This is a genomic window from Allorhizobium sp. NPDC080224 (assembly GCF_050281005.1).
Lineage (GTDB): Bacteria > Pseudomonadota > Alphaproteobacteria > Rhizobiales > Rhizobiaceae > Allorhizobium.
Genome location: NZ_JBNNWJ010000001.1, coordinates 2,599,750 through 2,611,815, shown reverse-complemented (window position 1 = coordinate 2,611,815; position 12,066 = coordinate 2,599,750). Strand labels below are relative to the sequence as shown.

Genomic DNA, 12,066 nt, shown 5'->3' with positions numbered 1-12,066 from the left:
GGCTCAGCCCTGCATCATGACATCGACGACATCGCTGCGTCGCAGGAGACCAACCATTCGGCCATCGGCATCGACGACGCCGAGTGTGTCCCCGGCTGAGGCGAACAGGGGGGCGGCTTGCGCGATGGAAGCTAATGGCGATGTGGTGGCCGCGGGCAGGGGTCCGGTTGCGGTCTTCATCAGCGAAGCGACCTTGACGACCTTGGAACGGGCGACATTGCGGGTGAATTCGGCGACGTAATCGGTGGCGGGCGCCAGAACCAGCTCTTCGGGCGTGCCGGCCTGGACGATCTCGCCATCCTTCATGATCGCGATGCGGTCGGCGAGCCGGATCGCTTCGTCGAAGTCGTGGGTGATGAAGACAATGGTCTTCTTCAGGACCGATTGCAGGCGGAGGAATTCGTCCTGCATTTCGCGTCGGATCAGCGGATCAAGCGCCGAAAAGGGTTCGTCCAGGAACCAGAGTTCCGGTTCGACCGCAAGCGAGCGGGCAATGCCGACACGTTGCTGCTGGCCACCGGAAAGTTGGCGCGGATAGGCGGTCTCCTTGCCGGCGAGACCGACCAGTTCGACCATGCGTCTGGCGCGACCCACTCGCGCCGGCCTGTCGACCCCCTGAACCTCCAGCGGGAAAGCGACATTGTCGAGCACCGTCAGATGCGGCAGAAGAGCAAAATGCTGGAAGACCATGCCCATCTGATGGCGCCGGATCTCGATCATCCGCGCTTCGCTGGCCGAAAGCAGGTTTTCCCCGTTGAAGAGTATTTCGCCCGATGTCGGCTCGATCAGCCGTGACAGGCAGCGCACCAGCGTTGATTTGCCAGACCCTGAGAGGCCCATGATCACGAAGATCTCGCCGGCTCTCACCTCAAGATTGACGTCGCGGACGGCGCCGACCAGGCCGGCGCTTGAGAGCGCTTCGGCGTTCGGCTTGCCACCATTCGAGGACACGGCATCACGGGCGCCCGCACCAAATATCTTCCAGACATTGCGGCAGACGAGTTTGGCTTCAGTCGACATGGCAGTTCCGCTGGATCGCAGGACGGATGGCCCGCAGGGGCCGCTCGAAAGAAGGGCCACCCGCGCCGAGGGAGTGCGCGGGCGACCTAAGCCAGTCCGGCTATTTCTTGATCCATTCCGACCATTTGGCCTCGTTGGCGCCGACCCATTCGGCAACGACTTCCTCGACCTTCTTGCCTTCGAGGTCGACCTTGGTGATCATCTCACCCATTTCGTCGTTGCCGACATTGAAGGCCTTTATAGCCTCATGAGCGCCGGGCCACTTGTCCTTCAAACCAGACCAGGCGACCTTCCAGATCGGACCGAAGGGCTTGCCGCAATCATAGGCCATGTCCGGGTTTGAACCCCAGGCGGCGTCCTCGTAGCATTCCTTGGTATATTGCGGGAACTCGACCCATTCCCCCTTGTATTTGGCCGGCGCCCAATGCGGCGCGTAGATCCAGAGGAGGATCGGTGCCTGGCGCTGATAGGCGCTTTCAAGCTCCGCAAAGAGCGCCGCATCGGTTCCGGCATGCACGACCTCGAAGGGCAGATCGAGCGCTTCGACGCGCTCGTCGTCAAAACCGCCCCAGGTAACCGGACCGCCGAGATAGCGGCCCTTTGGTGCTGTTTCCGCCGTCGAGAAGGCTTCGGCGCAGGCTTCAGCCTTCAGTGCTTCCCAGTTGGGCAGGCCAGGGCATTTTTCCTTCATGTATTCGGGAAACCACCATTCTTCCTTGGCTTGCATGCCGGTTTCGCCGAGGTTCTCGACCTTGCCGGTTGCGGTTGCTGCATCCATCGCCTCGCGGCCGGTCGTTTCCCAGATTTCCATGGCGACATGGAGGTCGCCGGATTCGAGGCCGGCAAACTGGGCCAGATAGTCGGCCTGAACAAACTCGACGGAATAGCCCGCCTTCTTCAAGACCTCGCCCATGATCTGGGTGGTGATCAACTGGCCCGTCCAGTCATGTAATGTCAGTTTGATCGGATCGGTGGATTCCTGCGCTGATGCCGGTGCGACGAAGAAGGCGGCACTCATCAGCAATGCGGCTGCGATAGTTCTCGGCATGCGGTCATGGTGAGGCATTCGAGTTCTCCCCGTAGAGCCCGTTGAGATTGCTTAGATCTGGCAAGGCACCCGGTCGCCGTTCCCCGTACTTTTCGTATCTGATGACGACCGCGTGTATGGCTGCAGTCTCGGGTCAAGCGCGAGAGCTTGTCAATCCGAATCTGTGGCATTTTGTGATTTTGTGACCGATTATGTGGTGTCTGCTTGAAGCTGGTGCTATCGCGAGCTATCGATGCGGTGACGAGCAGGATGGAGATGGTCATGCCCCCTTCAACACGGCAGCGAGAGATCTTGCGTCTTCTGGATCGCGAGGGAACCGTGGCGCTTTCGACCCTCGCGCGCAAACTCGGTGTATCACTGGAGACCATCCGGCGGGACCTCAAGCCGCTAGCAAATGGTGGCAGTCTGATCAGGATGCATGGCGCAGTGAGCCTGGCTTCCATGGTCGGCGAGGCGCCGTTCGAACGTCGGATGCGCGAAAACAGCGAGGCCAAACGGGCGATAGCCGCCTCTGTTGCAGCGACAATCCGCGACGGTGACTCGATCATGATGGACACAGGCACGACAACGAGCTTCCTGGCGCGGGAGCTCCTGGCTCACCGGCGTCTGACGGTCGTGACAAACTCTTCCGACATCGCGCGCACGCTTGCCACGGTGAACGACAACAAAGTCTACATGGCCGGTGGGGAGTTGCGCAGCGACAACGGGGCGGCGTTCGGGAGTACGGCTATCGATTTCATCAGCCGATTTTCCGTGACCCACGCGATCATCTCGACCGGTGCCGTCAATGCAGCCGGGATGATGGATTACGATCTGGATGAGGCGGAATTTGCCCGCACGGTTATCACGCGTGGTCGACGCACGCTGGTTGTGACAGACCAGAGCAAATTCGGTCGCGAGGGCCTGGTCCGTGTCTGTGGCTTCGAGGCGATCGCCGAGCTGGCGACTGATGTCCAGCCTCCACCTTACATTGCCGAGGCCATGGCGGCCGCGGGCACCTGTCTGTTGCTTGCCTGAACTCTAAAGCTCTTTGTTCTTCGGCCGGCAGAAGAACTGCCGATCTGGAGCCATGTTTCCATGCGCCTGGAAGGCCACGTGTTGGAAACCTTGAGACGAGGACCAATCCACCTCTCTGTGACATTCAGGATCCGGCATTGTCTCAGTTGCTCTGCGCTTTTGTGAAACTCGATGATTTTCAATGAAAAACGATTATCTTCTTATTGGCCGCGTGAATTTTGATCTCTGATCCCCGATCCGCCCCCAAGCTTGGATTGGCGCGGTGAGGCGCCAGGTTCGCAGAATCATGACCGGACTGATCACATCGCCAAGGAAACCCGCCGACCAAAAGTCTTGGACTGGTCCGACCATTCTCACTGTTCCGCCCGTTTAAAAATCTCGAATGAGACTGCCCAGAAGCCTTTTGTCCGACCATGGGAGTGATTCCTGATCTGGGCACCAGGTCATATGATGACTGACCACAGGATTGAGCGAGGATACCGTTCAGCGTTGCCTTGCACGGATCTATGAACGCTCATAAGCTGCTCGGAAATCAGAAGGGAAGAATAGGGAGATTCCATGAGACACTACAAATCCATCTTTGGCGCGGTTCTGGCGGTCGGCTTGGCAACATCTGCAGGTGCGCAGGACATGTCCTTCTTCCGCATCGGCACAGGTGGCACAGCTGGAACCTATTACCCAATCGGCGGATTGCTTGCCAATGCGATCTCCAACCCACCCGGTTCGCGCAGTTGCGAGGAGGGCGGCTCTTGTGGTGTGCCGGGTCTCGTCGCTTCGGCTCTGTCATCCAATGGGTCGGTTGCCAATATCAACGGCATCGCCGGCGGTACCTTGGAATCCGGATTCGCTCAGTCGGATGTGGCGACCTGGGCCTATACCGGTACGGGCATCTGGGAGGGCAAGCCTGCCGTTGAAAATCTTCGGGCGATTGCCAATCTCTATCCGGAGAGCATTCACCTCGTGGCCAGCGCAGCCTCAGGCATCAACAGCGTTGCCGACCTCAAGGGCAAGCGCGTCTCGCTGGACGAGCCAGGCTCTGGCACCCTGGTTGATGCTCGCGTCATTCTGGAAGGCTATGGCCTTTCCGAGACAGACATCATGCCTGAATATCTCAAGCCGGATCAGGCGGCCGACCGCATGCGTGACGGCGCCATGGATGCCTTTTTCTTTGTTGGTGGCTATCCTGCCGGCGCCATTGCCGAGCTTGCGAGCCAGCACGACGTAAAGCTGGTATCGATCTCGTGTGAGGACGCACCAACGATTTGCGAGAAGTACACATTCTTCGCATCGGACACCGTTCCCGGCGGCACTTATGAAGGCAACCCCGATGACGTGAAGACACTCGCCGTTGGCGCACAGTGGGTCACCGGCGCGGATCAGCCAGAAGATCTGATCTATGGCATTACCAAGGCCTTGTGGAACGAAAACACCCGCAAGCAGCTCGATGCTGGCCATGCCAAGGGCAAGTCGATCACCAAGGAAACCGCGCTCAACGGCGTTGGCATTCCGCTGCATCCAGGTGCAGAAAAGTTCTACAAGGAAGCAGGGCTCCTGAAGTAGGACAAGGCCGATTGCTCATCCAATGAGAATGATCTTCGAAGGGCCGCGCAGTCGATGCGCGGCCCTCTGTTTCGGAAGCTTTAGAAAATCCTGGTGGGACGATGAGCGTGGATAAACAAGAGCTGGATCAGGGCAAGTCGGTCCGTCAATTGACTGCGGATGAATTGCAGGAGATCGAGGAGACATTCGATCCTGAGCTCCGTTTTCGCCGGCTGGTCTGGCCCCTGACCGTCATCACGGCGACGGTCCTGTTCCTCCTGTCATGCTACCATTTTTATACTGCAGGCTTTGGTATCCCTCAGGCAACAGTGCATCGGGGTCTGCATCTCGGTGTCACGCTTCTGGTCGTCTTCCTGAGCTTCTCGGCTTTCGGCAAGAAGGAGATGAAGCCGGGTGCCTTCACTCCCTTAGGCTTACCGCTCGTCGACTGGATACTCGGCATCGCCGGCCTGATTGCCGCTCTCTATGTCCCCTGGATCTACAGCGACCTTGCCTTCCGCGTCGGAAATCCCTTGCCGATCGACGTCATCATGGGAACTGTCCTGATCGTCGTGCTTCTGGAAGCGGTCCGTCGCTCCATGGGCTGGCCGCTGCCGGTGATCGCCCTTCTGTTTATCGGCTATGCCTACTTCGGCAGGGCGATGCCTGGCATTTTCGTGCATCCAGGCGCCAGCTGGTCCGGCATCGTGAACCACCTCTACCTGACGTCTCAGGGAATTTATGGCACCGCCCTTGGTGTCATTGCGACCTATGTTTTTCACTTCGTGCTGTTTGGCGTGATGGCAACCCGGATTGGTTTGGGTCAGCTCTTCATTGACGTGGCGTCGGCCCTTGCTGGCAGGTACGCTGGCGGTCCGGCCAAAGTATCGGTTCTCTCATCGGCCCTGCTGGGGTCGATTTCGGGATCGTCGATCGCCAATACGGTCACAACGGGCGCGCTGACCATTCCGGCCATGATCCGCATCGGCTATCCCCGCCACTTTGCCGCGGCCGTTGAAGCCGCAGCCTCGACAGGCGGTCAAATCACGCCTCCTGTCATGGGCGCCGTGGCATTCCTGATGATCGAATATCTCGGCCTTCCGCTCACCACCATTTTGACCGCAGCCCTGGTGCCGGCTTTCATGCATTTCTTCGGCGTGCTTGTTCAAGTGCATCTGGAAGCCCGGCGGCTCGGCCTGCGCGGTCTGTCGGCGGCTGAATTGCCGAATGCCTGGAAGGTCCTCAAAGAAGGCTGGCTTTCGGTCGCGCCACTCATCGTTCTGATTGCAATCCTGTTGTCTGGACGTACGCCGTTTTCTGCCGCCTTCTGGTCGATAACGGCCTGTATCGCGGTTCTCATCATCCAACAGGTTCGCGCAAGCGGTGTGACCGATGGCCTGCGCGGAGCAGCCCATGGGGTTTGGGAAGGCTTCATCCTTGGCGCCAAGCAATCACTCTCCGTCACCGCTGCCGCAGCACTTGTGGGCGTTGTCATCGGGGTGGTGACGCTAACCGGCGTCGGTTTTAAAGTCGCCTATATGGTCACGGGCATTGCCCAGGATTGGGCCAGTTCCATTCACAGCTTACTCGACTTCCTGCCCTTTGAGCTGATGGGCGTTCCGACGCTGACGCTGCTGTTCACCCTGATCCTGACGGCCATTGTGTGTATCCTGATGGGATGCGGCATTCCGACAACAGCGAATTACATCATCATGGTTGCTGTTGCCGCACCAATCCTGGGTCTCCTGGGCGTAGAACCGCTGGTCGCGCATTTCTTCGTCTTTTACTATGGGGTGCTCGCCGATGTGACGCCGCCGGTTGCGATGGCGGCCTATGCCGGCGCAGGCATCGCCAATGCCAATGCCTTCAAGGCGGGCAATACCGCCTTCAGGCTAAGCATGGGCAAGGCCTTGGTCCCCTTCGTGTTCGCCTTCCAGCCAGCCTTGCTGCTGGTGACCGATAACTTCACCTGGACCGCGTTTTTCCTTGCATTCGGTGGCACAATCCTCGGCATCTGGGCTTTGGCTGCGGCGGTCTCCAACTGGCTGTTCGCACCGCTCCATTGGTACGAACGCGCCGGCCTGGTTCTTGCTGCCATCTTGCTGGTTGCGCCCGATTTGATCGCAACATTGATTGGCATTTTGCTGATGGCACCGGTTGCAGCAAGGCAGTTGCTGCAGAACCGTCGTCGCTCGTCAGGCTAGGTTTTGATGTAGCCTGCTCTCAAGATCGTGCAGGCGCAGATCCTCGCCCCATCACGCAATCGGGCTTGGGCGCTTCAAAGTCTCAGTTGAGGTGATGGATCGTCACGTCGGGTACCACCCGCTGGGCGATCTCGCAAAGATGCCAGTGATGGGTCAGGTAGATGACCTGCCCCACCTTCGCCATCTCGCTCAGAAGCCGAAAGACTTCTTCCGAGCGCGGATTGTCGAAGCTCTCCATAATGTCGTCGGCGACGAAAGGCACGGGCGGTCGGATCGCCGCAAATTCCTCGTAACCCGCCAACCGCAGCGCAAGATAGAGTTGGAACTGCGTTCCGGTGGACATGGCATCTGCCAATTTTGAGCCGCCATCCCGTGTGACGCCGATCAGGATCTCGCGGTCACGATCCGGTTGGGTCGTCAGACCGGAATAATTGCCGCCGGTGATCAACCGAAATGCGTCAGACGCGCGGCGCATCATCGCACTGCGATGTCGATCCCTGTAAAGATGCAGCGCTTGGTCCGCGGCAAGTGTCCCGGTGCGAAGTATAAGATGCCTGCGGGCATGTTCTTCAATTTCAAGAAGGAGGGTGCGGCGCCGTGCCTCGATGCGAGCGACCGCGTCATCGCCGCCAACGGCATCCAGCTTTTGCTGTGCCAGAGATCTTTCAGCGTAGAGCTGCTTGGATTGCTCGGTCAAATCCTCGATCCGTCGCTCAAGCTCCATGCTATCGCGTTCCAACTGGTCGGCCTCGATTTCGCTAAGCCGTGTCGCAGCCTCTTCGAAGCTTGCCATTCTCAGCGCGTCCATGATCTGGTGGCGCACTTCGCTGATGCGCTTTTCCAGTTGATCACGCTCCCTGACCTGAGCCAGCAAGGCTTCGACCTCGGCAAGCCCGTCCACCGCGAAGAAGCGGGTCACCTCGTTTCGGCGCGCTTTGTGTATTGCCAGCTCCTCCTCGAGGCCAAGCCGCTTCGCTTTCAGCTTTTCAAGCTCGGCCTGTTTGCCATCACGAAGTCGGTCGGCCAATTTCGCTGCCTCAAAGCGCTGCGTGAGTGCATTGGCTGCAGTCACTATATCCTTGGCTGGAGTTTGCTCTTTGCATTCGATCAGCAAGCTTTCCATCGCTTCGCGAAACTGCACCTGATCACGCTCCATTGCCGCGACACGGTTCAAGAGATCCTGTCGCTCTTTCAAGACAGAGGGGAGGGTGCCAACAGCGGTTAAAATCGCTCTGACTGCCGGGATCGAGCCGGCCTTGTCGGCGAACCATGTGCGGGACAGCGTATCGATCCAGTCCTTGTGCCAGGCGTCACTCCGTACCTCTGCCTCGTGTTTGTCACGCTCCCGTTCCCTGATGTCACGCTCAATGTCGGCGACCGCCTTTTCAAGTGTGATCCGTGCCGTGCGTTCGGCCCGGGCCTCGGAAAGAGCGTCGGCTGCGGTCTGGACAAGCGCTGCGACCGACGGATCTGCGGCCTCGATGCCGGCTGCAGCAAGACTGGCAACCACGGCTTCGACCAGTTGCTCAAGCTCGGCACGTAGCGGCTCGATGGCCTCCTGGCTCTCGTTCATCCTGTGCCAGGCGGCAAGCACTGCGGCCCGTCGTGCCATCCACGTTTCGAGCGTGACCAGGCCCTCGCTCGCGCTGACGTCATGACTGATAACCTCGGGCAAGAGTGCTTTGATCTTTTGTACGAGTTTGTCGTGCTCGTCTTGCGCCTCTGCCAACAAAGCGAGTTGTCGCTCCAGCGCCACGGTTGCGGCCGCCTCACTCTGGCGCAACTGGCGCAGCTCAGCGAGTTCTTTGGCCCGCGACAATCGTGAGGCCGATATGGCGTCATCACGAAGCATCTGGGCTTCAAAGAGTTTCGCACTGGCGGCATCCAAGGAAGCCAGATGGGTCTGCCAAGCTGTATCGCGTTCGGCGCGAAGTTTGGCAGCCTCTCCGTCATCCAGCATCGCGTCGCTGGCACAGGTCGCAAGCCGCGCCTTTGTTTGCGCAAGTTCCACCTCAAGGTCGCGGATCCGGCCCTCTTGGTCAAAGATGCGTCTCTCGATCGCGACTGCCTGACTTCGCCAGAGTTCGATCTGACGCGGTTCGGCTGAAGCGGTGCGCTTGAGCACCTCCATGTCTCCGGTCCAGGGTGCCAGCTGCGCAATCGTGTTTTCGTAGCTACGACGTAATTCAGCGAGATTGCGTTCTTCCATGACAAGCCTGGCTGGAAGATCAGAGCCAGTCAGTTGCGCGTGTGCCGCCTCGAGGCGGCTCAGCTGGGCGTGATTGATATGCGAGGCAATGCTAGCACTTTTGTTTTCTGCCCGGAGACGTTCGAGATTTTCGCGTGAGCGCATGAGTTCCCGTTCGGCGGCCGTGCGCTTCGCATCGACGCCGGAGCGCTCTTCAATGAGATCCCTCAGTGTGCCAACCAAGGAGGCTGGCAACAGAAGAGCGGCCGGGTCCGGGTGTTCCGCCTGCTCGAGATCGCTGAGAAGCCGGGCAAGGACACCTTCCTGCTCTGCCAGGGCAAGCCGGCGCTTGGGCAGGTCGGCTTCCGCAGCCAGGTAGCGCGCGCGCCCTTGATCCAGCGTGTCCATATGCGCCGCAATGGTTGCGGCCTTGTCATCCACGACAATCTCTTCGATTTCTTCGACCAGTTGTCGGGTCGCCCTGTCAGCCATCTCCACGACTGCGGAGAGACGGATCTCATCTTGCAACAGTTTTGGCAGCAGGTTGAACCATTCAGAAGGCGGGCGGGGCACGTCACCGAGCGCAGCCAGTTCACCATTCAGCCTGGTGAGCTCACGCTGAGCCGGCAGGGCGTTCAGCAGGCGCGTCAGTTCCTGGTACCTGGCTTGCGCTTCGCCAAGCTCCCGCGTTGCCGTGCGGTAGGCCAAATCGGCCTGGTCATGGCCTATCTTAAAGCCTGCATAAGTCGAAGCCAGAGTGTCGATCGTGTTGCGTTCGACTTTCAGTGTGTCCAGCGCCCTCTTGAGTTCGGCAAGCTTGGTGCTGGACGATCGCTTCTTGTAGATCTGGTTCGCCTCGTCGGCCGCCGCTGCCAGTGACTTGCTGAGCCCTGCCAGCCCAGAGCTTGCTGAGAACAGCAATTCTCCAAGCTCGCCTTTGCTCTGGATGATGGCATTGCCGCCTTCCTTGAGGGACTGGTCATCGAGTGAGAACATCGTCCGATAGGCGTCCCGGCCGATGCCGCCGAGCGCGCCCAAGAGCAGTGCCTCATTCAAAGCCTGACCACGCTCGTTGACGAGGCTACCGCTCCTTTGCTTCAGCCTTGCGACCTCGTGCTCAGCCCCATCGAATTCGAGACACCCGCCGATCTTCATCGTATTGTAGGGATGCAGAAAATTGTACGGGCTGCGTTCGCCGATGCCATAGAGCAGATCGAGGAAGGCCGAAAAGGTTGTCGATTTCCCGGCTTCATTCAGTCCGTAGATGATATGCAGATCAGGTGTGCCGGGTCGCGCTGCACCGAAATCGATGGAATGGTCGGTGAATTTTCCATAGCGGCTGAGATCAAGTCGGCGAAGGCGCATCAGTTGCCTCCTCGCTCGGCCGCCATCATCCGCGCCGCGATATCAATGGACCCTTCGGCCAAAAGACTGTCCACGAAACGCTCGAAGGCAGCTTCGTCGCGCCCGGCGAAGTCTCGGCATTCGGCTGGAAGGTCGCTCAGAAGCTCACGGACCATATCCCTCACTTCGTCGCGGAAGCCGCTGCGATTGGTCACTTCCTCGCGCATCAGAGCCCCAAGTTCAACGACGGGATTGGCCGCAAGGCCGTCGGGGGCTGACTGCGGCGTGTCAATCGCGAGTTCCAGCTTCTCGATCCAGGTCTTGCCGATCCGATCGCCGCGTTGCTCAGCCTCGGCCAGCATGAGATCGAGGTCGCGGCGGACCTGCCAGGCCAGAGGGGTCTGACCGGTCAACCGCAGCCGGGCAACGAGGTGCGCAGATGCGGTTCGCTCACGCTCGGCCGCCAGTGCCGTTTCGATTGCTCCGGCCGCATCGCGCCATTCCACAACATCTGTGAGATCGACCTCGACACGTTGAAACTGGGCTATGCTGGTCAGCCGCTCCTCAACCGTGATCGTTCGATCATCTGCCACCGTCACGATCGATACGGACTTCGGGCCAGCCTCGTTGATGTCGCGCCCCTGGGGCATGCCCGGCATGATGACTGTGGATTTCCCGGCATGGTGGGTGCGTTGATGGATGTGACCAAGCGCCCAGTAGTCGAAGCCGGATGCGTGAAGATCGATCACATTGCAGGGCGCATAGGCGTCATGGCCAACAGATCCTGCAAGACTGGTATGCATGATGCCAATGTTCACCGCATCCAGCACCGGTGGTCTGTATCTCGGCAGTAGAGTTTCAGGCGCATGTGGCTTGGCGAAGCTCAATCCGTGAAGTGCGACCGGCAGGCTCCCAGCGGTGATTTCAATCGCCTCAGCATTGCCGCCGAATATCTTGACCGTGTCCGGCAGGACCAACTCCTTGGCAATCTTCGACAAAGCATCGTGATTGCCTTTGATCAGATAGGTGCGGATGCCCGCCTGATGAAGTTTTTCCAGCTGTCCTGCGAGAAACCGCGCCGTCTTCATCGATGTCTGATCGCCGTCATAGAGATCCCCGGCAATGATCAAGGCGTCGACCTGTTCATCGAGGCAGAGATCGATGATTGCGGTCAGCGCTTGACGGCTCGCATCGCCAATAAGCTCCGCAAGCTCAGCATTGCGCAAAGCCAGTGAGCGGAGGGGGGAATCGAGATGAATGTCTGCTGTATGGACGAAGCGGAATGGCAAAGCGTTTCTGGATCCAGTGCATTGGCGGTTGGTGTGGTTCAACCTTTCTGTTCTTCTCGTTGCCGAACGTCAACATCAGGCTGTGGCTGAAACCGGCTCAAGCGCCATGCGGTCTCAAGGCCTCGTCGGTTGTTTTGTTGCTCATGTCATGGCGCCAAGCTCTACGCGTGCCCATGACGAGATGCTTCATGATGTTTGCGCAAAAATTCGATGCTTGCTGATCAAGCTTCGTCCCTGTCGCAAAGAGCCACGGCCATAGCTGCCTTCTTTAGGCGTTCCTGACAGTCCCTCCCATCCCATGCAACGGTATGCACCGTCTTTTCGCTTCGCCCGCCCCTTCGGGGTGCATGGGCTGTTTTGGTCTGTCTCTCCGGACGCCATCAGGCCGCGATGGTCGCGGTCTCCACAGCGAAAGGA

General features: G+C 59.2%; 7 protein-coding genes. 3 read left to right on the top strand and 4 right to left on the bottom strand.

All coding sequences use genetic code 11. The features are described 5' to 3' along the window. Positions 1-3: 3 nt before the first annotated feature. A complete protein-coding gene (locus tag ACQKP1_RS12930) occupies positions 4-1,020 on the bottom strand; it encodes a quaternary amine ABC transporter ATP-binding protein (RefSeq protein ID WP_427275546.1) in 1,017 nt (338 codons plus the stop codon). 100 nt (positions 1,021-1,120) lie between these two features. Continuing rightward, positions 1,121-2,086 (bottom strand): ABC transporter substrate-binding protein, encoded by a 966-nt coding sequence (locus ACQKP1_RS12925; protein ID WP_427275545.1) that lies wholly within the window; start codon positions 2,084-2,086, stop codon positions 1,121-1,123. Positions 2,087-2,329: 243 nt separating this feature from the next. Here ACQKP1_RS12925 and ACQKP1_RS12920 point away from each other — a divergent pair, with 243 nt between their 5' ends. From ACQKP1_RS12920 to ACQKP1_RS12910, 3 genes are all read left to right on the top strand, one after another. Then, positions 2,330-3,085 carry a DeoR/GlpR family DNA-binding transcription regulator gene (locus ACQKP1_RS12920; protein ID WP_427275544.1) on the top strand — a complete coding sequence of 252 codons (756 nt, stop codon included), beginning with the start codon at positions 2,330-2,332 and terminating at the stop codon, positions 3,083-3,085. A 558-nt stretch (positions 3,086-3,643) separates the two neighbouring features. Beyond that, positions 3,644-4,645, top strand: a complete 1,002-nt coding sequence (locus tag ACQKP1_RS12915) for a TAXI family TRAP transporter solute-binding subunit (RefSeq protein WP_427275543.1) — start codon at positions 3,644-3,646, stop codon at positions 4,643-4,645. A gap of 101 nt (positions 4,646-4,746) precedes the next feature. Further along, positions 4,747-6,828, top strand: a complete 2,082-nt coding sequence (locus ACQKP1_RS12910) for a TRAP transporter permease (protein WP_427275542.1) — start codon at positions 4,747-4,749, stop codon at positions 6,826-6,828. Positions 6,829-6,910: 82 nt separating this feature from the next. Here ACQKP1_RS12910 and ACQKP1_RS12905 read toward each other — a convergent pair whose 3' ends face one another. Together ACQKP1_RS12905 and ACQKP1_RS12900 are read right to left on the bottom strand one after the other, a co-directional pair. Continuing rightward, positions 6,911-10,381: an AAA family ATPase gene (locus tag ACQKP1_RS12905; RefSeq protein WP_427275541.1), complete on the bottom strand. Its 3,471-nt coding sequence runs from the start codon at positions 10,379-10,381 to the stop codon at positions 6,911-6,913. After that, positions 10,381-11,649, bottom strand: a complete 1,269-nt coding sequence (locus ACQKP1_RS12900) for a metallophosphoesterase family protein (RefSeq protein ID WP_427276451.1) — start codon at positions 11,647-11,649, stop codon at positions 10,381-10,383. The genes ACQKP1_RS12905 and ACQKP1_RS12900 overlap by 1 nt, the downstream gene beginning before the upstream one ends. Between the last annotated feature and the right edge of the window lie 417 nt (positions 11,650-12,066).

What these genes read in the sequence shown, in the direction of transcription:
- ACQKP1_RS12915 (WP_427275543.1), top strand. Translation starts at nt 3,644, where the DNA reads ATGAGACACTACAAATCCATCTTTGGCGCGGTTCTGGCGGTCGGCTTG.
- ACQKP1_RS12905 (WP_427275541.1), bottom strand. Translation starts at nt 10,381, where the DNA reads ATGCGCCTTCGCCGACTTGATCTCAGCCGCTATGGAAAATTCACCGAC.
- ACQKP1_RS12930 (WP_427275546.1), bottom strand. Translation starts at nt 1,020, where the DNA reads ATGTCGACTGAAGCCAAACTCGTCTGCCGCAATGTCTGGAAGATATTT.
- ACQKP1_RS12925 (WP_427275545.1), bottom strand. Translation starts at nt 2,086, where the DNA reads ATGCCTCACCATGACCGCATGCCGAGAACTATCGCAGCCGCATTGCTG.
- ACQKP1_RS12910 (WP_427275542.1), top strand. Translation starts at nt 4,747, where the DNA reads ATGAGCGTGGATAAACAAGAGCTGGATCAGGGCAAGTCGGTCCGTCAA.
- ACQKP1_RS12920 (WP_427275544.1), top strand. Translation starts at nt 2,330, where the DNA reads ATGCCCCCTTCAACACGGCAGCGAGAGATCTTGCGTCTTCTGGATCGC.